18 protein-coding genes and 2 rRNA genes are annotated in these 22,816 nt (G+C 35.3%); 4 read left to right on the plus strand and 16 right to left on the minus strand.

The genetic code is table 11. From position 1 onward, the window contains the following. The 13 genes from ACP5S8_RS04575 to ACP5S8_RS04635 form a co-directional block, all read right to left on the minus strand. A partial coding sequence (locus tag ACP5S8_RS04575; protein ID WP_461875907.1) for a cbb3-type cytochrome c oxidase subunit I occupies positions 1 to 1,328 on the minus strand: 1,328 nt, incomplete at its 3' end. A gap of 11 nt (positions 1,329 to 1,339) precedes the next feature. Further along, positions 1,340 to 2,230, minus strand: a complete 891-nt coding sequence (locus ACP5S8_RS04580; protein WP_461875908.1) for a c-type cytochrome — start codon at positions 2,228 to 2,230, stop codon at positions 1,340 to 1,342. 174 nt (positions 2,231 to 2,404) lie between these two features. Next, positions 2,405 to 4,198 (minus strand): flagellin N-terminal helical domain-containing protein, encoded by a 1,794-nt coding sequence (locus ACP5S8_RS04585; RefSeq protein ID WP_461875909.1) that lies wholly within the window; start codon positions 4,196 to 4,198, stop codon positions 2,405 to 2,407. Between the two features lie 4 nt (positions 4,199 to 4,202). Next, entirely contained in the window at positions 4,203 to 6,698 is a 2,496-nt protein-coding gene (locus ACP5S8_RS04590; protein ID WP_461875910.1) for a FlgK family flagellar hook-associated protein, read from the minus strand. A 1-nt stretch (position 6,699) separates the two neighbouring features. Further along, positions 6,700 to 6,972, minus strand: a complete 273-nt coding sequence (locus tag ACP5S8_RS04595; RefSeq protein WP_461870154.1) for a hypothetical protein — start codon at positions 6,970 to 6,972, stop codon at positions 6,700 to 6,702. Beyond that, positions 6,969 to 7,940 carry a DNA polymerase III subunit delta gene (gene holA / locus ACP5S8_RS04600; RefSeq protein WP_461870155.1) on the minus strand — a complete coding sequence of 324 codons (972 nt, stop codon included), beginning with the start codon at positions 7,938 to 7,940 and terminating at the stop codon, positions 6,969 to 6,971. The genes ACP5S8_RS04595 and holA overlap by 4 nt, the downstream gene beginning before the upstream one ends. Further along, entirely contained in the window at positions 7,933 to 8,757 is an 825-nt protein-coding gene (gene accD, locus ACP5S8_RS04605; RefSeq protein ID WP_461875911.1) for an acetyl-CoA carboxylase, carboxyltransferase subunit beta, read from the minus strand. The genes holA and accD overlap by 8 nt, the downstream gene beginning before the upstream one ends. A 1-nt stretch (position 8,758) precedes the next feature. Further along, a complete protein-coding gene (panC, locus tag ACP5S8_RS04610; protein WP_461870157.1) occupies positions 8,759 to 9,589 on the minus strand; it encodes a pantoate--beta-alanine ligase in 831 nt (276 codons plus the stop codon). Between the two features lie 21 nt (positions 9,590 to 9,610). Beyond that, on the minus strand, positions 9,611 to 11,035 hold the full coding sequence (gene wbaP, locus ACP5S8_RS04615; protein ID WP_461875912.1) for an undecaprenyl-phosphate galactose phosphotransferase WbaP: 1,425 nt from the start codon (positions 11,033 to 11,035) through the stop codon (positions 9,611 to 9,613). Next, positions 11,035 to 12,549 (minus strand): YifB family Mg chelatase-like AAA ATPase, encoded by a 1,515-nt coding sequence (locus tag ACP5S8_RS04620; RefSeq protein WP_461875914.1) that lies wholly within the window; start codon positions 12,547 to 12,549, stop codon positions 11,035 to 11,037. Before ACP5S8_RS04620 ends, wbaP begins: the two co-directional genes overlap by 1 nt. Beyond that, complete coding sequence (locus tag ACP5S8_RS04625) at positions 12,539 to 13,888, minus strand: mannose-1-phosphate guanylyltransferase/mannose-6-phosphate isomerase (RefSeq protein ID WP_461875915.1); 1,350 nt, start codon at positions 13,886 to 13,888, stop codon at positions 12,539 to 12,541. Before ACP5S8_RS04625 ends, ACP5S8_RS04620 begins: the two co-directional genes overlap by 11 nt. A 9-nt stretch (positions 13,889 to 13,897) precedes the next feature. Beyond that, a complete protein-coding gene (locus ACP5S8_RS04630; protein WP_461870162.1) occupies positions 13,898 to 14,974 on the minus strand; it encodes a bis-aminopropyl spermidine synthase family protein in 1,077 nt (358 codons plus the stop codon). A gap of 77 nt (positions 14,975 to 15,051) precedes the next feature. Then, a complete protein-coding gene (locus ACP5S8_RS04635; RefSeq protein ID WP_461870163.1) occupies positions 15,052 to 15,804 on the minus strand; it encodes a class I SAM-dependent methyltransferase in 753 nt (250 codons plus the stop codon). A 91-nt stretch (positions 15,805 to 15,895) separates the two neighbouring features. On the opposite strand from ACP5S8_RS04635, the gene uvrB reads away from it, so the two are divergent. Genes uvrB through ACP5S8_RS04655 form a run of 4 tightly spaced genes read left to right on the plus strand, consistent with a single transcriptional unit; the run spans position 15,896 to position 21,075 of the window. After that, on the plus strand, positions 15,896 to 17,881 hold the full coding sequence (gene uvrB / locus ACP5S8_RS04640; protein ID WP_461875916.1) for an excinuclease ABC subunit UvrB: 1,986 nt from the start codon (positions 15,896 to 15,898) through the stop codon (positions 17,879 to 17,881). A 9-nt stretch (positions 17,882 to 17,890) separates the two neighbouring features. Further along, positions 17,891 to 18,394, plus strand: coding sequence for a KdsC family phosphatase (locus ACP5S8_RS04645; RefSeq protein WP_461875918.1), 504 nt, complete (start codon positions 17,891 to 17,893; stop codon positions 18,392 to 18,394). Between the two features lie 60 nt (positions 18,395 to 18,454). Next, on the plus strand, positions 18,455 to 19,453 hold the full coding sequence (locus ACP5S8_RS04650) for a hydroxyacid dehydrogenase (protein WP_461875919.1): 999 nt from the start codon (positions 18,455 to 18,457) through the stop codon (positions 19,451 to 19,453). A gap of 50 nt (positions 19,454 to 19,503) precedes the next feature. Further along, complete coding sequence (locus ACP5S8_RS04655; RefSeq protein WP_461875920.1) at positions 19,504 to 21,075, plus strand: MlaD family protein; 1,572 nt, start codon at positions 19,504 to 19,506, stop codon at positions 21,073 to 21,075. Here the strand turns inward: ACP5S8_RS04655 and ACP5S8_RS04660 are convergent. The 3 genes from ACP5S8_RS04660 to ACP5S8_RS04670 all read right to left on the minus strand — a co-directional run. Further along, positions 21,072 to 22,448, minus strand: a complete 1,377-nt coding sequence (locus tag ACP5S8_RS04660; protein ID WP_461875921.1) for a hypothetical protein — start codon at positions 22,446 to 22,448, stop codon at positions 21,072 to 21,074. The genes ACP5S8_RS04655 and ACP5S8_RS04660 overlap by 4 nt on opposite strands. Before the next feature lie 55 nt (positions 22,449 to 22,503). Next, positions 22,504 to 22,623, minus strand: a 5S ribosomal RNA gene (rrf, locus tag ACP5S8_RS04665). Between the two features lie 57 nt (positions 22,624 to 22,680). Beyond that, positions 22,681 to 22,816 (minus strand): 23S ribosomal RNA (locus ACP5S8_RS04670); the annotation flags it as partial.

Here is a 22,816-nt window from a genome sequence, read left to right on the forward strand (position 1 = left end):
AATATGAATATTCCAGAAGCTGTACGTACCCACCAGAATGGTTTGCCGAGATTTACAGAGTCTATAAAAGGTACTTGAGCTATCCAAGCAAAACCTTCTGCTATACCTGCCACTCCTAAGTCTACAAACATCACTTCAGTTCCTATCAACATAAACCAAAAAGCCATTTCTGATAGGGGTCTTGAATAAGTGTATTTTAAACCGTACATTCTTGGTACTATGTGTTCATACATTCCTAAAAGCCAAAAACCAAACGTACCAAACATTATAAGGTGAGCATGCCCTGTTACCCAGTCTGTAAAGTGTATGACTTTTTGAGTGGTTAATAGCACTTGTATGGAACATTGGAAACAAGTTATCCAATAATCTATCATACCAACATAAAACCATCTTAAAGCCACGTCTTCTTTCATGGCACCATAAGAACCTCTTAAGGTCATCATGAAGTTAACAAGTACCGTAGTAACAACTATTTCTATGGCTATTGTGGCAAATACAGCAGCATATTGAGCAAACATTGGTATCGGGGACCATAAATAGTGGTGAACACCTTGAGCAGGGTAGAAGAAAGCCAACCCCCAAAAACCTAAAAGCCCTAAACCATGAGACCATATTGGTTTTTGAAGAACCCTAGGTACAAAATAGTACATCAAACCCCATCCCATAGGTGTAACATATAGGCCGACAAGGTCGTGTATAAAACTACCGTTGAGAGCTGCACCTGCCGCACCAGGATAGAAAAACACGCTTGGATAGTTACCTAACACGTAAACCATAGGAGTCCATACAAGACCCGCTGTTATATACCATAAGCCAGTATACAAAGGTTTTTCTTTTGAGGCTTTTATTATTGGGACCAAAAACTGCGGTATCACAACAAACAACCATAAGGTTATTGGTACGTCCATTATAAAAGGTGTTTCAGACCACTCAACAGATTGAGGCCCTATCCATCTACTTAGCTCAGGTCCGCCAAGCATTGTACCACCAAAGAACAACAACGATATAACCGTTCCTATACCTGCTACTTGAAGAGCTGCCCACAACAACCATCCGTAAGCCCTATTCCAAACTGGATGGCCTGTCATACGTGGCACTGCCCAATATAGAGCACCAGTTATGCAGTTAGCTAAAAATCCGTAGGCTGCAACGTTTGTATGGTTAAATCTTAACCTCACCGGTGACATATATGGGTCTACTATGTGAATATTTAGAAACGTCAAAGAATATGTAAGACCAAATATCATCACAAGCAACAATTCTATAAGACCCATAAGCATATGAGCCTTAACCAAATCCGTATAAACCAGCTCTTGTTGCTGCTTCATAGTTTTCCTCCTTACTTTTGGGTTTTACCCATTAAAAATAGTACATAAGATACCAAGTTCCACCTATCGTTGCTAGACAACGATGAAAACGATGGCATACCACCTGTGGTACCTGATAATACACCCATAGTAATAGTTTTGTATATTTCATTTACATCATATACACCGGGAAGTATACCAAGTGTTAAGTTTGCCGGTCTTTCAAGCGGCCTTTCTACACAAGTATTACCTTGCCATTTCTGACATTCCGCAGAAGGATCATGTATAGAAAGGGCAGCCGGGCCATCACCTTGTCCGTTTATACCATGACATGCAGCACAGTTTTGCTCAAACAACACCTTACCTTTCGCTATAGAGTCTGGAGTACCCAAAAATGGAGGAGGCCTTAGCGCTTCCCAATTTTCTGGAGGTGGTTGAGATTCTGCCTTTAGTTTACTCCAATCAGGACAAAATGTCTTGATGTACTCTACTACATCAATTAGTTCTTGGTCGCTATAATGAGGAAATGCTGGCATTGCCGTAGAGGGTACACCGTTTTTTAATACTCTTAGAAGATCTGCATCAGTAGGAAGCGACGTACCTGGAGTACTCTTGAATTTGTAAAGACATGTGGTAAAGTCTCTTGGTTTTACACGAAAGAACTGAGCAGCGGGACCATCACCTTTCCCGTTTATACCGTGACAGCCACTACATCTTTGATCGTAAATCTGTTTCCCTATTCTTATCATCTCGGCCCTACTGTTAACTGGGTAGCTTTCTACTCTAGCCTGGGATGATTTAGGATTGATATACATTATAAAAGCTGCAAAACCCGTAGATATAGCAGCTGCCGCCACCAATCCAAACCATTTGCCTGACTTTTTGCCAGGACTTTCACGATTCTTAGACCGCTCTTTGTCCATTCCTATCCTCCTTTAGGATAAAACCTATCTTGAAGTCTATTGTAATATCACTATTATTTCATTTCAATGATTTAACATCATTATAATGTAGTAAGTGAATAATTACATTTTACAAAATATTTTTATAATTTAAAGTTTTTGTAAAACAGACGCCATTTTGGACAATGCGGAATACTATATATACTTTAATATTGTTAAGTTTTTCTGATTTGCTATCAAGTTCATCAAAGACTCGTAAGCTAGCTGATATTGAGAATAATCTGTTAACACGTTTGGCACATTTGCATCCTGATAGTTTGCAAGCTCTGTATTAGCCACAGTAGTGGTATTTGTGAGAACGTTGTCTTGGGTTTGAATATTTTGAATGTAGCTACCTACTTGAGCGTTTGCATAAGATATTTGGTCTAAAGTTCTTTGAACATTGAATATGTAGCTACCGTTCGGTATTTGGTTGCTATTGAATTGAGAGAAAGCTCCATTTACAACATCTGTAGCAGTAAGAGACTGAGAAGCTAACATCGAACTTATTTCCAAACTGTAAGTACCGTTTTGATTTTGAACAAAATCTGCATAGGCGGCTCCGTTTGAAGCTTTATTTATAAGGTTCGCTACATCTATTAGACTCATATTTGCGGTATAGTTTATCGGTATTGTGCTTGAGCTAATTCTTATTTCCAGTGTTCCATTTACTCCGATAGGCGACGTGAGGCTATTAAAGCTTTGAGATGATATAACCATATTTGCCCCAAGCTCGTTGTCTATGGTTGGAAGTCCCAAGCTAAGTCTATCAGCCGTTTGTTTTAATACAGAAAAAACGCTTTCTTGTTTAAAAGAAGAAGATACGTATTGATTTAAATCTATTATATTTAAAGGCTTTGCCACATCTTTTCCAGCAATCTCCAATGAAAATGTCGAGTTTGAGTTTTGTCTTATAAAAGCCTGCAAAGTGCCACTGTAAACGTTGTTTATATAATTTGATAACTCTAATATATTTGAAGGAGTTTGGTCTAATTTATATAAAGAGTTGCTATCATAAAGAGAATAGGTAGCAGATGGATTATTTGTAGAAGGCGATATCTCTATTCCATAAGTATTATCTAAATTGTGCAGGATGGACGCTTTAAAATTACCTCCCGTAGATGTGGATATTTTGCTTAACAACGTTGACAACGTATCCGTGCTTGAATAAGAAATGTTGTAAACATTTGTAGCAGAAGCTGTAACCACACTAAGAGATATTGTGCCAGATACCCCAAGAGATGCATTTGTAGAAGAAAGTCCAGCGTTCCAGTCCCATTCGTAGGGTGTATTGTTATAGTTTATCTGATACACATTAGTGCCATAGTGTATTATAAGTTCACCGGGCCCAGAAAAACTTTGTGTATAAGAGTTATACGAGGTTGAAGTGGTTTGTATATTAAGTCCAAAAACGTTTTGACCGTTTAGATATGTAGGCACTTGATAAGAGTTTGATATTTGTGTATAAAAATCTGTAGTAGAGGCTTGGTAAGAAAAGTCAGCGGCAAAAGGCTGTATAGACAACGAAGAGCCACCAAACAAATAATTGTCCCCAAATTTTTCATTGGCTTTTGATAACGTAAGATTCAATATAGAATAAATGCTTTGGCCCATATTTACAAGTTGCGTAGAATTGTACGTAGCTTCATTAGCAGCTGCTACAACATCTGTATTTACTGTTTGAAGATAATCATAAAGATTACCAAGCACAGAGGTAGTAGTAGTAAGTACATTGCTTGCCGAAAAAGCGTTTTGCGAGTACGTTGACAAAAGCACTATTTCTTTTTTTAGATTTATAACCTGCTGAGTATCGCCCGGATTTTGGCCTATGTTTAAAAGCTTATATCCAGTAGAGGCCTCTTCTATAGTATCTTGAAGGTTATTTAACACCACACTATCTTGAGATTTGTAAAAGTTGTAAAGACTCAAATCCGGTATTGCTCCAGACATAGCATTAACCTCCGTTTACCATGTTGAGCGTGGTTTGCATCAAGTTGTTTAGTATACCTACTATACTTGCAGAAGCTTGATAGTCTTGCTGTAAGTTTTGCAACGTTATATACTGCTGGTCTAGAGATACACCTTGCACTTGGGCAACTTGAGAGCTTATAGAGTTTACTAAAGAGCTCATACTGCTATAGCTTGTTTGTAAAACATTAACCGTAGATGCTACAGACCCTATAAGCGTTTGATATAAGCTTTTCGAGGAAGCCCACCAACTGTTGGAATAATAAGAAAAGTTAGAAGCAGAGTTTGGGTCTACGTTTTGCAATATTGCGCCAAGGCTCGGATTAACAGATATACTAGAAGCATCTATACCTTCAAAAACCATCTCGCTTTTATAAACGTTGCCACCACCCATTAAAAAGTTTGAAGATGAGTCTGTAAGCGTATAATTAGATGGATTTGAAGAGTTTATAGCAAGAGAATATGTCCCATCAGGGTTTGAAACAACACTGGCGCTAAAAAGACCCACCAAAGCTGGGTTTGAATCTATCAAGGATGTTAAAGAATTTAAAGAATATTGCCCGTAGTTTGTTATTGAATATAAAGCAACGTTACCGTTGTAGAATGTAAGCGTAGCGTTTTGCCCTATCCCATAAGAAGATAAAGATACCGTATTGCTTGTAACGTTTTTGCTAAACGCATAAGTGTTTTTAGAGTCTTGAATACCGTATTTTGATTGATTCAAAGAAGCTATATGTAAGGAATAAAGACTCGTGAAACTGCTTCCGCTATCTACTATGTTGTATTCGTTTGGATTTTTTATTTGGATTCTAAGATGATAAAGTCCGTCTTGTTCTTTCACTATGCTTGCGCTGAAAAGCGTTGCGGATGGAATTTGAGATAGCTCGTTGGCTATTTGTACCAAGCTTTGGTTTGTATATGTGATACTAAAAAGCGCAGTAGTGTTGTTTCTAAAAGTAAGCACACCTGTTTGAGAAATTGTATCTGTAGAAGACGACAATCCAACAGGCATATCTACAAACGGCGAAGATACTATATTTGCATAATATTTTCCTTGCAGTGCCGGGCTATTGTTTATTGCATTTACGATTTGATCCAAAGACATATCTGTGTAATTTAAACTTGCGTATGTACCAGAACTGGAATTGTCTACAAACGAAAGTACACCAGCAGGCCCACTCCCGCTATTAAATATTATATTGGATGAAGAATCTACTATGTTGTAAACGTTTGTTAAAGAACCTGCAGTGTTGCTGTAAGCGGGCGTTATCTGTAAGTAGTAATTCCCAGAAGGGTCTAAAGATACATTTGCTTTAAACATCCCACTGGCGTTTATTGAATCTGAAAGTTGCACAAGATTTAAAGCGCCGTAGTTTGATATAGTATAGCTTGGTGTAGTGCCAGTGTAAAATGTTAAACTACCGTTTGATATTCCTAAAGATGAAAGAGTAGCCGCTGTCGATGAGACATGATTTGGAGGGAAGCTCCATACTTCTCCTTGATTTCCTATAGGTGAATCCGTATTTGTAAGGTTTTGTACCAAGTAATAATTTGAGCCGCTCTGTACAGGAATCTTCGTGTTCATTATTGCGTTTGCAGCTACATTGTCTTGCTCTACTTTATATGTATTTACATCGTACGAGAAATCTATCATCGCTTTCAACTCTCCGCCCTGTACATAGTTTGTGATGTCTATGGCTTGATTGTTGTTGTTTAACCACTCTATTGTTTGGTAAGGTGAGTTGCCAGAACTTCCAAGCGCTAGCTTCCAATAATTAGTACCGTCTACCAATGTAAAACCGCCGTTTATGGAGATATGCACTCTTCCAATGGAATCTTCTTGGACATTTACGCTTATAAGCTTTGAAAGCTGTGATATATATGCATCTCTTTGATCCAAGAGCTCTTTGTAGTCATGAGCATTTGAATATGTAAGCGCATACGAAGTGGTAATTTGTTGATTAAGATTTGCTAAGTTTTTTATAAGCGTGTTTATCTGATTTAAATATTGTAAAGAATCTGTGGGGACTTGGTACGCTAAATTGTTGATAGTAGAGGCGTTTGAATTTAAATTCTGAACAAAATTGCTTGCCGTGGTAAGTACTTGGTTTTGATATCCTACATTTGATGTGTCAGTAAAAAGCTGTGTAAAAGCGCTAAAAAAAGCGTCATCGTATGATGTGGAAGAAGAATTAGGACCAACAACGTTAAATATATTTTGCACTTGCTTGTTGTATTGTAATCTTGTATTGAAATAGTCTAAGCTTGAACTTTTGTTTTGTAAAAGCTGGAAAAAGTAAAGGTTTTGAATTCTTTTTATATCCTGCATGCTTACACCAACAGGATAAGTATCTTGTATTATCGGGACCTCTTGTGCATAGTTTGAATTGCTTGCATTTGTTATGTTTTGTGAGGTTATATCTATAGCTTTCTTGAATATGTTAAGAGCGTTTGTCACTAGATCGTATGAACCAAATCCCATATCAAACCCTAGCCGAAAATCCTTTGGATTTAATGTGGCTTACAATCTCTGATGCGAGCCCGTTTATTATGATATTTAGCTCTAATACAATATTAGATATAAACAACAAATCATCCATGTGTTTTAGTATAGATTCTTCCGGAGATTTTTCAATGATAGTTAAAAGTTCTTGAAGTTTAGAAGATATATTTTGATATTCAAAAGGTCTTTTAAGCGCTTCCTTTATTTCAACTATCAGCGTTTCCATATCTTTTATATCGGTATTTATACTCATGATTTTAATATTAACCCAATATCTATAATAAGCTTTTCCAAAACTTCCACTGGATCGTTAAAATAATATTTTATGCTCATATCGGCTTTTTGAAGAGCCTTTACAACACTAAAAAGCTTATCTTTATTAACGATACTTAATTGTTTTGATAATATGTTTTTCTGAAACGGATGACTTATATTTAAAATCTTACACGCTTCATCAAAACTCACATTCATCTTAAAAGCCAAATACATATTCATAAATTGTTTTTGCATAAACCCAAGAGTTAACAACGGATGTTGGCCTAACTTTACGCTATCGTAAAAGATAGAGAGCGCTTTATTTACATCCTGTTTTATCAGAGCATCTACGATGGAAAAAGCCTCATCTCTTGGCTCTTTTACAAGGGTTTTTGCAAGTATCTCTTTTGTAATTGGTACAGATTTTGCTAATACAAGCAGCTTGTCTGTTTCATTTTTTAGGTTTAGAGAATCTGTGCCTATGATATTTAACAATTCGTTTATCGTGTCTTGACTTAACTCGACACCTTCTTTTTTGAATTTTTTTTGTATGAGGCTTTTAAGATAATCAGGTTTTTTTTGCTTTGATGTTAATATATTTATATCTCCAAGAATGTTCTGAACAGCTTTTATATCTTTTTCTGTTAGGTCTTCGTACTCTTCAAATATGAGTATGTTTTGGGTTTTTTTTATAAAATCTAAATTTTCTTTTTTCAATTTATTTAAAAGTTCTGTAAAATTCTTTATTATAATAACTGTTTTTCTGTTGAAAATATTTCTAGAAGTGGTTATATTTTTTAAATTCTCATAGTCAAGCTCATCTGCCCAATATGTTTTTACATCAAATTTTTGTTTTATAAGTTGTTCAAAATATTGGATAAAATATATATCTTTTCCATACACAACAGTATGCGTTAAATTGTCTAAACTGTTATCTTTTTTTATATACTCTAAAACATCAAGCATTTTTATAAAATAATAAATTTAGCAAGTTTTTCAATATCGGCTTCATAAGATGTCTATGTACTACCATGTCTACCATGCCCTTTTTGAGCAAAAATTCAGATGTCTGGAAGTCTTCTGGTAGTTGCTGCTTTATAGTTTGTTCTATAACCCTTGCACCTGCAAATCCTATTATCGCTTTAGGTTCTGCAATGATAACGTCACCTAAAAACGCAAAAGATGCCGATACGCCACCAGTGGTAGGGTTTGTAAGCACAGTAATAAAAGGTATTCCATTTTTATGCATAATATCCACCGCTATAGAAGTCTTTGCCATCTGCATCAACGATATTACGCTTTCCTGCATTCTAGCACCGCCAGATGTGATTACACTTATATGTGGTTTTTTGTCTTGGACTGCTTTTAAAGAAGCTAATTTAAACCTTTCGCCTACCACAGAGCCCATACTTCCACCTATGAAACTAAAATCCATAACACTCAAAATAACGGGGTAATCGGATAATTTTCCATCAAACACCGTAATGGCTTCAGATGTATTTGACGTCTCCTTCAAAGTTTTTAGCCTATCTTTGTATTTTTTTGTATCTTTAAAAGACAAAAAATCCGTAGGCAGTATGTACTCAAAAAGTACGTTATAGTTGTAGTCAAGAAGCATATTTGCCCATAGGTATGGATTCATTTGATGATGATGCCCACACTTAGGGCATACGTAGAAGTTAGTTTCCAGTTCTTGAGCTAGAAGTATGTTTTTACACTCCTCACATTTTGTCCAAAGGTTTTCCTTCTTTTCTTTTTTTCTGAAAAAATCAAGTATTCCCATATCAGATCTCTATATTGTCTATAAGCCTAGTACTTCCTATTCTCACAGCTATAAGTATTCTATCATACTTATTTGGGGTTGTCTTTTCTTCAAGCGTTTCTTTATCCACTATTTTTATATAATCTACAGTGTCCACGTCAAGCACAGCTTTAGCATACTCTATAATCTTATCAGTATCTTTTATACCACTTTCAAAAGCTTCTTTAGCTTTTAGTAAAAAGCTATATATGGAACTTGCCCTTCTTCTTTCATCTTGATTTAGATAGGTGTTTCTTGAACTCATAGCAAGTCCATCCTCTTCTCTTTTTGTAGGAATAGGTATTATATCTATATCTAAATTCAAATCTTTCACAAGTTTTTGTATTATCTTCAGCTGTTGATAATCTTTTTCTCCAAAAAAAGCTTTGTCTGGTTTAACTATATTAAAAAGCTTCACAACAACCGTACACACACCATCAAAATGCCCTGGCCTAAAAGCACCTTCCAAAACATTTGCCAAAGACCCTATGCTTATTGTTGTAGAAAAACCTTCTGGATAAATTGTGTCTACATCGGGTATAAAAACCATATCTACCTTGGCTTCCTCTAAAAGCCCTAAATCCCTTTCTAAGTTTCTTGGATATTTGCCGTAGTCTTCTTTGGGTCCAAACTGTTTGGGATTTACAAAAATACTAACCACAGTGATATCACACATTTCTTTCGAAGCTTTTACCAAAGACATATGCCCTTCGTGTAGATATCCCATGGTGGGTACAAAACCAATTGTTTTAAATTGCTGTTTTATACCTTTAATAAAAGCTCTAACACAATTTATATCTTTACAAACATCCATAGTTTTCATTATACAACAAATCTAATAAGCTCCTTCTTTTTTGAAGACAACTCTAATTGTTTTAAGTATTATCACTATATCAAACCAAAGCGACCAATTTAACACATACCAAGTGTCCAATTTAAGCCTTTCTTCAAAAGAAAGCTCGTTTCTTCCGCTTACTTGCCATAAACCTGTAATACCAGGTTTTGTAAGAAGTATATAATCTTTGTAATCTCCCATATCTTTTTCCTCAGAAGGTAGGTAAGGTCTTGGCCCTACTAAGCTCATATCACCTTTTAAAACGTTGAATATTTGAGGAAGCTCGTCCAGAGAAGTTTTTCGTAAAAACCTACCAACTCTTGTAACTCTAGGATCATACTTTTTTAACTTTTTAAAAGTTTGCCATTCTAACTGAGCATCTTTATTTTCTTTTAAAAAATTTTCCAGTATCTCTTGACTATTTACATACATGGTTCTAAACTTTATGCATTTGAATATTTTGCCATTTTTACCCAGCCTTTCTTGTACAAAAAACACAGGTCCTTCGCTATCTATCTTTATCAAGATTGCAAAGATACTTATAACAAAAACCAATACAGGAAGCATAATCAAAGATAGCAAAATATCAAAAGTCTGCTTTGTGATTTGGTTTAATTTTGAATCCAGGTTGTTCGTAATCTTTATTAAAAAAAGCTGCTCTGTAAAAATATGATACAATTCACTATTTAAAAGCCCTATACCTTTCAAATCAGGTACCACAAACACCTGCTTAATATATCTATGCGCAGTATTTACAAGGTGAGCCAACCCTTCATTATTCAAAGACGGGATAGAAACAATAGCAGCTTCTATATTCTCTTCTTTTAGGTCTTTTATTTTTTCTACTTTCCCTATTATTGGTATCTTGATGCTTTTTACTTCAACAAAACCACTTTTAAAATCATCTAAAAACCCTTTTATTTCATATCCAAGATACCAGTCATCTATAATACCCTTTGCTACACTTTTTCCAGAAGACCCAGCCCCTATTATAACTATCGGGCTTTTCCAAATATCAAGACGGTTTAGCACTTTTTTTCCTATATACCTTAAAACAGACACGGTAAAAATAGCATAAAAACAAAGAAGTATCAAGGTAAGCCTAGACATCTCTAAAGAGATTTTACTAAGAGATAACACCGCAAAGATAAAAACACCTGATAAAAAAACAGCTTTTATTATCTCTTCCACCTCGTACCAAAACGTATATCTTCTTGTATAAAGTTTTTGATACCATAAAAAAAATATAAACACCATAGGCATCCACCAAAAAGATAAAAAATACTCAAAACTAAATGAAAAAATAACATTTTTTATAAACAGCTTTCCCAATATTTTTCTTGTTATATAAGCCAAAAAAAGCGCCGTATAAAAAGCTGCAACATCTATCGATATAAGCAAAAAGATTCTTAAGAACCTTTTCATCAGAGTAAGATACCGCTGGCGTTTGGTCTAAATTGAAGAGCTAAGCTTACATGCTCTGGTTTTATGTATTCTGAATTATTCATATCTGCTACAGTCCTAGATACTTTTAAAAGCCTTGCATAGGATCTTCCAGTGAGGTTTAAGTTTGCTATAGCGCTGCTTAAAACTTTCTTTGCAGACTCGTCCAATATGCAGTACATATCTATTTCTTCTTCGGTCATTTCTGAGTTAAACCTCGTCCTCGAATTTTTGAATCGTCTTTTCATCACATCAAAAGCCCTTAAAACCATATCTTTTAAATCTTTTGAAGATATTTCTTTCTTTCTGTTTATAAGTTCATGCTCTTTTAGAGCTTCTACACTCACAAACAAATCTATCCTATCTAACAAAGGACCGGATATCTTTGACTGATATTGTTTTATTTGGTTCGGTGTGCATTTGCAAGCTTTTAAGTTGCTTTTATAATATCCACAAGGACATGGGTTCATAGCTCCTACCAAAAGAAATGAAGCAGGAAATTTTATACTACCATGCACTCTTGATATAGTAACTTCTTTGTCCTCTAAAGGTTGTCTGAGCGCCTCTAAAACCTTTCTGTTAAATTCAGGCATCTCATCCAAAAACAAAACACCTTTGTGAGCTAAAGATACTGCACCTGGCCTCGGGGTGCTTCCTCCGCCTATCAACGATGCTTCAGATGCGCTTGCATGTGGCGACGCAAAAGGCCTTTGTTTTATAAGCGAGTTTTGTAAAAGCCCTGCTACACTATATATTTTCGATACTTCTAAAGACTCCTCTTCATCTAAGGATGGCATAATGCCTGGTAGTCTTTTTGCCAGCATTGATTTTCCACTGCCTGGGGGCCCTATTAAAAGCATGTTGTGAAAACCAGCCGCCGCTATAGCACAGGCTTTTTTTGCCATACTTTGACCTATTACATCTATCATATCAAGGTAATCTTCTTCTTTTGCTTCTTGTTTGAACTTTATAGGGCTTATAGCTATATCTTGGTTTATGAAGTTTACTAGTTCTGTTATATCTTTAGGAGAATACACGTTTATATCTTCTAAGAAAGAAATCTCGTGAGCGTTTTCTATAGGCACTACCAAATTTTTTATACCTATTTCTTTTAGTGCTAATGCCATAGGAAGCACACCGTTTATTGGTTTTATAACACCGTCCAAAGAAAGCTCTCCTAAAAATGCATAATTCTTTACGTTTTCTCTGTTTATTACATCAAGGTAGCTAAGAATGCCAACCGCTATCGGAAGATCATAAAATGTACCTTGCTTTTTTAGATTAGAAGGCGATAAATTTATTGTTATCCTTTTTGGCGGAAAACCAAATCCTTTATTTATTAGACTTGATCTTACCCTTTCCTTAGATTCTTTTATAGCGGTATCTGGTAGTCCTACTATGTTAAAACTTGGTAACCCATTTGATACGTCTATTTCTACCGTTACCTTTATTCCCTCTATACCAAGAAGCCCACCGCTGGTTATCTCAAAAAACATTTTCTCTTATAGTATCGTCTTCTTCCAAATATTCGCCACTTTGCACCTCTAACATTTCAAGGTCTATAATCCCTGGATTTTCAATATAATGCCATGTTGATTTTGGTACAAAAAAACTTTCGTTTTCATGGAAAAAATATTCTTTATCGGCTATAAAGACTTTAGCTGTGCCTCTTAAGACAATCCAATGCTCTGTTCTATGGTGATGCATTTGCTTAGATATATGTTTTTTGGGTTTTAACAAAAGCTTTCTTATTTTGAAATTTTTACCCTCTTCTAAAAGCACATAATACCCGTAAGGCTTATAAGCTATTAAAGATTCTTCTGCCCTTTTGTCGTTTTTGGCTTTTAGTATATCAACAATTTTTTTAACATCTTGAGAAGCGTTTTTATCTGCTATCAAAGTAGCATCTTCCGTATCAACTATTATTAGGTTTTTTAACCCCAAAGCGCTTACCAATCTTTTATTTGATATTATGAGATTGCTATCAGAGTTTATATTTATACAGTTTTCACCTAAAATAGCGTTGTTGTTCTCATCTTTTTTAAGTTCTTCATACACGGAAAGCCAGGAACCAACATCAGACCATTTTATATCAAGCTTTGCGCATGCACCTTTTTTAGTATACTCCATGACTGCATAATCAAAAGATAAGGCTTTTGCTTTCTTAAAGCTTTCTAGATCCCCTTTTGTCGATATATTATAAAGCGTATTATCTATCTGCTCGAACTCTTCTATAAGTAGCTCTTTACTTGCAAAAAACATCCCGCTGTTCCAAAGATATTCACCGGAATTTATATATTCTTCGGCTAGCTCTTTATTTGGTTTTTCTACAAATTTTTCTATCTCATATATATTGTTTTCGCTTGAAAGAGCATTTCCTAATTTTATATATCCATATCCAGTTTCTGGATATGTGGGCCTTATACCAAAGGTTATTATATGAGTTTTTGTGTATGGATAAGTCTTTTTTATATATTCTTGAAAACGTTCTTTATTTTCAAGTCTATGATCTGATGGTATTATAAGCAAGCTGTTGTTATCTTTTACATGATAAGTGGCCAACGCTATTGCAGGTGCTGTGTTTTTTGGATTGGGCTCTGTGATTATATTTGCTTTTACGCCTATCTCTTCCAAATGGTTTTCCACTATCCAATAATAACTATCAGAGGTTACTATAAGTATCTCTTTTACTATGTCTTTTACTCTTAAAATAGCCTCTTGGAACAAAGAATATTCTGAGAAAAGCCTCAAAAACTGTTTTGGATAGTTGGACCTAGACAAAGGCCAGAGCCTAGTGCCAGATCCCCCGCATAGTATAACAGCGGTAATATCCATGCTGTTTATTTATGTGGTTGACCCTTCTTCATCTAAGTATAAGTCTTCATCGGATATAACGCCGTTCCATCTTGAAAAACCTGGTAATGCCTCTATCCTATACCAAGCAGAACGATACCATATACCTTCTGGGTCTTTTTTCACCGGTGCCAATTCGTAAGCTTTCGTCTCTTTGTGATAATCCCATGTAATATAGTTGTTAAAATCTTGAATTATATCCGTTATCGCCACTCCTATTTCTCCGGTAAGTATTTTTTGAAATTCTCTCCACCTGTATATAGAAGAGTCCCTTAGCGTCAGTCCAAAGTAACCTACAGCTCCTTCATCTTTTAAAAGTGAAATACCTCTTTTTATAAAAGCGCTAAAAGCCGCTATGGTTTCTGGTGGATCTGTGATAAATACATCAAATTTCCCAAGCATCTCTTCTGGAAGAGGCTTTCTCAGATCCCATACAAACGCTTTTGCATTTTTTATACCGAGCCTTTCAAATATTTCGTTGTCAAAATCTATAGAACGTTTATCTATATCTATTATAGTAACGGAGTTTGCCTTTCTTGATAGAGCTATCGCCAACCCTGTCAAATCATCCTCTGCTCCCATCACAACTATATCTTTACCCTGCAAATCTCCCCTTGAATCTATAAACAACACCCTACTAACAGTGGTTTCTGGAGTTACTGAACCTTGATCATAGTCTTGTATAGCCTTTGGCCTGTTTTTCGTCTCTTGTAAAAATGTCCTATAAAGCTCTATATCTAAATAAAATGGTATCCCTCTTCCTTCACAAGCTTGACACCTGTATTCTTTTCTTGGGTGTATATTATATTCTTTGATAAGATCATATCCTTTCTGAGTAAGCCTTATATCTTGATTTTGGTCCACAAACGCATACCCTTCTTCTAAAAGCGTATTCACAATGCCTGCGGCTGCTGGTACCGGTAAATCTGCATAATCTACTATGCTCCAAAAGTTTCCCGTTATCAAAAGCCCAGACAACACCATTTCTATATTCTTCTTATACAACTTTACTCCACCTTTCTCTTTGGCTTTTTCTGCCAATTCTACAAGCTTGTTTGCAGTACTCAAAACATCACCTCCTTAAATTGGTGCTGATATTATACCACAGTTTGATTGAGTTGCGCTTAATTATATAAATTAAGTGTTTATTTCACAGCTAATAATTCAACATAGTATGTAGTTATGTATCGTTCGTCAAAACTGTAAAGTCGTTTTAAATTCTCAGACATACCTCTTAAAATGTTAAAAATCTTATCTCTATTTTTAGCAGGCGTATTCATTCTGTCAAACCAATCTGGTAATATATATTGTCTTTTAAGGTTTTTTGCGTATAAGACTTTAAAGCCTCCATTTTTTAGAATGTCTTGCCACTCCTCTAAAGAGTAAGAATTTACATGAGAAGGGTCTCTCAATTTTTCTATGTTGTTTATAGTAGCTTTAGCTTCTTCTAAATTTAACACCGAGCAATCTAGAATATAAAGCTTACCTCCTTTTTTCAAGACTCTATAAACCTCTTTTATAGCAACTTCTATGTTGTAAAAATGATGAGGTGCAAACCTGCACGTTGCTATATCGAAATAATCATCTTTAAATCCCAAAGAATGGACATCCATATTCATCAGATTTATGTTCTCTATTTTATTTTCTTTTATAAGGAGCTTTGCCTGATTTAGCATATTTTCTACAACATCTATCGCTACAACCTCTTTCACGCGCTTCGATAATTTTACAGCGGTGTGCCCAGCGCCTGTTGCTATATCTAAAGCGATATCAGATTCACTTGGCCCAACTATATTTATCATTCTGTCAAGATCTTCCTTATCTGAAAATACGTTGCTTATTTTATAAGAATGGGCGTTTTCACCAAAGCTTTTTGTCAAATCTTCTTTATTATCCATTTTCATATTATAAGCTAAAAACTATGTTAAAAATGCTATGTTAAAATGTAAATCATTGATATAATGAAGTTTATATTTATATTCTAAATTTATGAGTTTTTTCCAGTTAAAAACAAACTTAAAACCAGCCGGAGATCAACCAAAAGCTATTGATAAGTTGTTATCTAACTTTGAAGCTGGAGCTAAGGCCCAAGTGCTTCTTGGAGCTACTGGAACAGGTAAAACTTTCACCATAGCAAACATTATAGCAAAATACAAAAAACCAACGCTTGTATTGGCTCACAACAAAACATTGGCAGCACAGCTTTACAGAGAGTTTAAAGAACTTTTTCCAAACAACGCTGTAGAGTATTTTATATCCTACTACGATTATTATCAACCTGAGGCTTACATACCAGAGAAAGATCTTTACATAGAAAAAGATTCTTCTATAAACGATATACTTGATAAATACCGTCATAGTGCAACAAAATCCGTTATTGAAAGGGCTGATACAATAGTAGTAGCCTCTGTATCCTGTATATATGGACTTGGTTCTCCAGAACACTATGTAAACATGCGTATTCAGCTTTTAAAAGGACAAAAGTTAGACCCGTTAAAATTATCACGTCAATTGGTGGAGATAGGCTATGAGAGAAACGATTTCTCTTTCAAAAGAGGGACATTTTCCGTAAGAGGTGGGGATTCCATTGAGATAGTGCCTTCTCACGCCGATGATATTGTTATACGCATAGAGTTTTGGGACAATGAAATAGATTCCATAAAAGAGCTTGATTTGTTAAATAGGCATGTTGTAAGAGAAACAGATTATACAGTTTTATTTCCAGCTACCCACTACGTAGCTCCAAAACCAGCCCTTATGGAAGCTATAGAAAAGATAGAAAAAGACCTAAAAGCGAGAGTTGACTACTTTAAGGCTCAAGGTAAGGAAATAGAGGCCCAAAGACTGTTGCAAAGGACTATGTACGATATAGAAATGATAAAAGAATTAGGACATTGCAAAGGCATAGAAAATTATTCTAGATATTTTGACGGTAGAAAGGAAGGAGAGCCTCCTTTTACACTGCTAGATTATATGCCAGAAGACTTTCTGCTTATAGTAGACGAATCTCACGTCACAATACCACAGGTAAGAGGCATGTACAACGGAGATATATCAAGAAAGCAGAAGCTTGTGGATTACGGTTGGAGGCTTCCTGCTGCTTTGGACAATAGGCCTCTTAAGTTTGATGAGTTTTTAAGAAAAATAAATAAAGTTATATTTGTATCAGCTACACCAGGAGATTGGGAAATAGAATTCTCAAAAGGCGTCATAGTAGAGCAAATAGTAAGACCCACTGGTCTTTTGGATCCAGAAATAGAGGTAAGGCCAACCACAAATCAATTGGAGGATTTGATAAAAGAGATTTTAAAAGTAAAAGCTAGAAACGAGAGGGCTATAGTTTTAACTACCACAAAAAGGCTATCAGAAGATGTAGCGGATTATCTCACAGAAAGACGAATCAAGGCAAGGTATCTTCACTCTGATTTAGATGCTATAGAAAGGGCAAAGGCAATAAAAGAACTTAGAGAAGGCTCAATAGACGTTATCGTTGGCGTAAACTTGCTTAGAGAAGGCATAGATATGCCTGAGGTTTCTTTGGTGGCTATATTAGAAGCCGATAAAGAAGGTTTTCTAAGAAGCACCACATCACTTATACAAACCATAGGTAGAGTAGCAAGAAATGTAAATGGGAAAGCCATACTTTACGCCGACCGCATCACAGAATCTATGAAAAAAGCTATAGACGAAACCAACAGAAGAAGAGAAATACAAAAACGCTACAACGAAGAACACGGCATAACACCAAAATCAATTGTAAAACCTGTTAAAGAGCTTCTTAGCATAGAAGACTTAGACTATGTAAAAGTGCCTGATTCTATACCAAAGGGTATTAAGACTGAAAAGGACTTGATAGAACGCCTAAACAAACTTGAAAAGATGATGTGGGAAGCCTCGAAGAAGTGGGAGTTTGAGAAAGCTGCCAAGATAAGGGACGAGATAAATGAACTTAAAAAGGTGGCTGGTCTTTTTTAAGCTTTTAATATGAAAAGCCCTAAACTCTTTTTATCAGACATAGACGGGGTTTTAACAGACGGAAAGCTTTATTATACAAAAAATGGAGAGGAGATAAAAGCCTTCAACGTAATGGATGGACTTGGCATAAAACTTCTTCAAAACGCTGGCATAAAATTCGGAGTTATCTCCGGAAGACATTCAGAGGCGCTTTTAAATAGATTGCGAGAGTTGGATATAAGAATAATCTATACTGGAAATCATCATAAACTTGATATTTACAACAATATAAAAGCGGACTTAAATTTAGAAGATGAAGAGATTTGTTATATGGGGGATGATTTAGTGGATATACCAGTCTTAAAGCGAGTTGGTTTTAGCTTCGCCCCTTCTAACGCCCATCCTTTTGTGAAAAGCTTTTGCAAATATATAACAAAAAAACAAGGTGGGGATGGTGCCTTAAGGGAAGCCATAGAGCATATTCTTGATTTTACCGGAAAGCTATCTCACATATTAAAGTCTTTTGATATTTAACTTATTATTTAATAAAATCTTAAAACTTAGATGATATAATAAATATAAAAGGAGGATTTTATGAAAATAGCTTTTTGTGAGTTAGAGGGCTGGGAAATGCCTTATATAGAAAAGTTCTTAGAAGAAAATAATTTGGAGCTCGTATGCTTTTCAAATGAAACGATAGATAAAGTAGATATTCCCGATGACGTAGAAATACTTAGCGTTTTCATTTATTCTAAAATCACCAAAGACGTGATAGATAAATTGCCTGATTTAAAGCTTATAGCTACTCGGTCTACAGGCTTTGACCACATAGATGTAGCTTATGCAAATTCCAAAGGAATAACGGTGTGCAACGTTCCTTCTTACGGTGAAGAAAGCGTATCAGAATACACCATAATGCTTATGTTAGCTTTAGCAAGAAAACTAAGGGAAACCATAGATAACGTAGAAAAAGGTATATACAAAACATCAAACCTAAGAGGTATAGAGTTAGCTGGCAAGACTTTAGGCGTAATCGGCACTGGTAGGATAGGCGCAAGGACTGCATTGCTTTCAAAGTGTTTTGGCATGAATGTAATTTGTTATGACGCAAAACAAAATCAAGCACTTTTAGATGCAGGCATAAAGTATGTGGCTTTCGATGAACTTTTATCTACATCGGATTTTATTACTTTACATGTACCTTATATACCGTCAACCCATCATCTTATAAATATGGACAACATTAAGCTTTTCAAAAAAGGAAGCTTTCTTATAAACACATCAAGAGGAAAAGTGGTAGAAACAGAAAGCGTAATATATGGATTAAAACAAAAAATTTTATCTGGAGCTGCCATAGATACTTTTGAATCAGAGGAAGTGGTGATGGAAGAACATCTTCTATGGGATGCAGAGTTATCTGCAGAAACCCTTAAGAAAGCTCTGGAGATAAACTACCTTCTCAAACATCCAAACGTCATTATAACGCCTCACAACGCTTACAATACAAAAGAAGGGCTTCAAAGGATATTAAACACCACCTTTGAAAATATACAATCTTTCCTAAAGAATCAACCTAAGAATGTTGTCAAATAGCATTTGGCTTTTAAAATGACTGATAAACCAATTTTTAGTATAATATAGGTGTGAAGTCAAAGTATTTTAAGCTGGGTCTGTTCCTTCTTTTAAGCGCAGTAGCTTTTGCTTTCATGGCAATAAGTTTTAGCGGCATAAGATACTTTTTTGAAAAATCAAACAAATACGAGGCATTGCTTGACGATGTACATGGGTTAAGCGTTGGGGCAGAAGTAAGGGTAAACGGTGTAAAAGCAGGTAGAGTTGAAAAGATTAGCTTTAGGAACGGCAAAGTTTTGGTGGTTTTTTCTGTAAAAAAAGATATCCCTATATATAAAGATGCTGAAGTATCAATAGGCACTCTTGGACTCATGGGAGATAAATACGTATCTGTAGAAGAAGGACATTCTATATACGGTGAACTCCCGCCAAATAGTATGATAGAAAACATAGGTGTTTCATCAGATACAGAATCCCTCATCAAAAATCTAAACAACACAGCTAAGAACTTTTCTGTAGTAGCCTCTAATTTAGCCAGCATAATATCTCAAAACAGAGACCAGATAGAAGGTATAATCCAAAACCTGGATGCTCTCACTAAAAACCTAAACACCATGATAGCCGAAAACCAAGACACATTAAGGCAAACCATATCAAATTTAGATATGCTCACTTATCAACTAAATCTTACACTTCCTCAAACTATAGCTGATATAGATAGAACTGCGAAGAATTTAGCTCAAATAACTGGGCAAAACAAAGAAGACATAAGGGCTCTTGTTGAGAATTTAAAAGCTCTTTCTTCTACCCTAAAAGATCAAACACCCGTCTTGATGGCTAATTTAAATACTTTATCTCAAAATCTAAACACACTCGTGGTTGAAAATCAAAACGGTATTCACTCTTCTGTAAAGAATTTTGCTGAGCTTTCTAAAAGCTTAAAACAAAGCTCCGATGAGCTAAACCAAATACTGGCAAAAATAAATACTGGCCAAGGCACATTGGGTAAGTTGGTAAATGATAAAAGTTTATACGCAAATGCAAACAATGCTCTTTCTGCATTCTCACACCTTGGCAAAATCGTCAACAGATCAAACCTTTATATAGGTGGTAGATTTGAACTCTTCAGAGCTGGCCAATCAAAAGGTATACTATCTTTAAAATTTCAACCCAACAACCACCAGTACTATCTCTTTGAAATTGTTGGCAACTCCATGGGTAGAGTTACAACCCAATACATAAACAACAATCCTCAAACTATATACGAGTATAAGCCAGAATATACACTACAATACGCAAGAATTTTTAAAGACCCGTTCTTTAGGCCAGGAAAATCCTATTTTGTAGTGAGAGGAGGTCTTAAAGAATCTACTGGAGCAGTAGGGTTTGACTACATATACAACAATAGACTCACATTTACAAGTGACTTATGGAATTTTGGAAGAAAAGATTATCCAAATATGCCAAATCTAAAACCAGATTTACAAATAGGTGCCACTTATCAAGTTTTTGGTCCTCTTTTCGTAAGGGGCGGGATAACGGATATATTAAACAGCCAACTTACCGGTGGTTTTATAGGAGCCGGTCTTATGTTTACGGATAATGACCTAAAGTATCTATTAGGTGCTGTGAAAATACCTTAACTATACCAATCTTCTAACACATCTTTTAATATAGCTTCTGATGGGTTTTCTTTTGGAATTAAAAGCCTTTCCATTTCTTCAAGTATTTCAATACGTTTTTCATACATGTTGTCTTTAGTTTTGTTTTGCTTGCTTTTAATCAAATGGTCTAATATATTCTTAAAAGCCTCAAAATTATCTACCTTGTAAGCGTATTCTAAGGCTAAGTTGCCTATACGATTCAACGGCTGGTGAGCTTTTGAGTCAAAAAATATCAGAGGTTTTCCAGTAGCTATAGGATACTCCACCAAAAACGAAAGCCCGTCTGTAAGCATAGCATCGGATTTAGAAAATGTAGAAAAATAATCTCCCCCAGTGTAGATTTCGACATTTTCCATGTTACTAAACTCTTCAAGCCATTTATCGTATTCTTCTTTATGCATAATTTGATGTTCCATCAAAGATCTTCTCAAAAATGGATGTGGTTTAAAAATAATTTTTATATGCTTGTTCTCTTCTGCTAACCTTGTTATATCTTGATAGATTTTATGAAAAACTCCAAAACCAAGCCATCTTTGAGCTACGCTATGATGAGGTGCCCATATCAAAGTAAAAGTATACTGAGAAGCTTCTTCTTTTTGTTTTTCTCTAAGATATCTTAACTTGTATAGCTTGGTACTACCGACAACTTTAACGTTTCTGGCTTTTAATATCTGATGCTTTTCAAAATAACTCTTGTCCATATCCGTTTGAACATATATTTTATAAGCTAAATTATGGACGTAGGAGTTAAAGTGAAAATCATCTTGCTCTGGTTTAAAATGCTCTACCAGTGTAATTGGATAATAAGGAACATATAAAATCTTAGCAAACATAACATATGGTACTTTTAAAGCTAAGGGCCTATCGTTATCCCAAGGGCTTTGTATAAAAATATAATCTGGATTTAACCCTAAGAGAATATCAAGAGCATAATAAGTATTTTCAATATTAAAAGTTATATGCTCTATACCTTTTGTTGTTAGTTCTTTTGATATCTCATCGGCGCCTTCTGCTATCATTGCATCTTTAAAGTGGTTGTTTATAGCTATTACAATCGTATCTACTTTTTCGCAGTTTTTAAAAGCCCAATAAACATCTTCTATGTTATAAAAAGCCTGTAAATGATGTATTAAGAACACAACTTTTGGTTTTTTGCCAGAATTTATCTTTCTTGATATTGCGTATATACCTTGCTGTAACGTATGAAACTGTTGATAAGACTGGAAAAATAAATCGTTTTTCAGTTGTGTTATATTTGTTACTGTAAAATTTTCTAAATTATTCAAGCGTTCTATGATAGCTTTTTGATTATCTAGCAACTCTTGTAGTTTCTTTTTTATATCCTCTTCCACAGAAGTATTATAATAAAACATTATAAAAAGATTATAAAAATTAAATAATTTAAACCCCCGAGGGCGACCTACTTTCCCGTGCCGTTTGCCCAGCACAGTATCATCGGCGCAGAAGGGCTTAACTGCCGGGTTCGGAATGGATACCGGGTGTTTCCCCTTCGCTATTGCCCGCGGAGAATCTTTGTTTTTAATCTTATAAGCTCAATAGGTTTGAGAAAGAAGAAGTTAGTGGGTATGCAAGTCGAACGAGCTATTAGTACCCTTTAGCTCCACCAATTGCTTGGCTTCCACTACAGGGCCTATCAACGTGGTCATCTTCCACGGCTCTTCAGGGAGTTCTTATCTTGAGGTGGACTTCGCGCTTAGAT

Origin of the sequence: Hydrogenobaculum sp. (genome assembly GCF_049967395.1) — a bacterium.
In the GTDB taxonomy this organism is placed as follows: domain Bacteria; phylum Aquificota; class Aquificia; order Aquificales; family Aquificaceae; genus Hydrogenobaculum.

Excerpts from the sequence above, each read along its gene's own strand:
- wbaP (WP_461875912.1), bottom strand. The coding sequence starts at position 11,035 with ATGAAAAGGTTCTTAAGAATCTTTTTGCTTATATCGATAGATGTTGCA.
- ACP5S8_RS04595 (WP_461870154.1), bottom strand. The coding sequence starts at position 6,972 with ATGAGTATAAATACCGATATAAAAGATATGGAAACGCTGATAGTTGAA.
- ACP5S8_RS04650 (WP_461875919.1), top strand. The coding sequence starts at position 18,455 with ATGAAAATAGCTTTTTGTGAGTTAGAGGGCTGGGAAATGCCTTATATA.
- uvrB (WP_461875916.1), top strand. The coding sequence starts at position 15,896 with ATGAGTTTTTTCCAGTTAAAAACAAACTTAAAACCAGCCGGAGATCAA.
- ACP5S8_RS04580 (WP_461875908.1), bottom strand. The coding sequence starts at position 2,230 with ATGGACAAAGAGCGGTCTAAGAATCGTGAAAGTCCTGGCAAAAAGTCA.
- ACP5S8_RS04645 (WP_461875918.1), top strand. The coding sequence starts at position 17,891 with ATGAAAAGCCCTAAACTCTTTTTATCAGACATAGACGGGGTTTTAACA.
- ACP5S8_RS04635 (WP_461870163.1), bottom strand. The coding sequence starts at position 15,804 with ATGGATAATAAAGAAGATTTGACAAAAAGCTTTGGTGAAAACGCCCAT.
- holA (WP_461870155.1), bottom strand. The coding sequence starts at position 7,940 with ATGCTTGATGTTTTAGAGTATATAAAAAAAGATAACAGTTTAGACAAT.
- ACP5S8_RS04625 (WP_461875915.1), bottom strand. The coding sequence starts at position 13,888 with ATGGATATTACCGCTGTTATACTATGCGGGGGATCTGGCACTAGGCTC.
- ACP5S8_RS04620 (WP_461875914.1), bottom strand. The coding sequence starts at position 12,549 with ATGTTTTTTGAGATAACCAGCGGTGGGCTTCTTGGTATAGAGGGAATA.
- accD (WP_461875911.1), bottom strand. The coding sequence starts at position 8,757 with ATGGGAATACTTGATTTTTTCAGAAAAAAAGAAAAGAAGGAAAACCTT.
- panC (WP_461870157.1), bottom strand. The coding sequence starts at position 9,589 with ATGGATGTTTGTAAAGATATAAATTGTGTTAGAGCTTTTATTAAAGGT.
- ACP5S8_RS04585 (WP_461875909.1), bottom strand. The coding sequence starts at position 4,198 with ATGTCTGGAGCAATACCGGATTTGAGTCTTTACAACTTTTACAAATCT.
- ACP5S8_RS04590 (WP_461875910.1), bottom strand. The coding sequence starts at position 6,698 with ATGGGATTTGGTTCATACGATCTAGTGACAAACGCTCTTAACATATTC.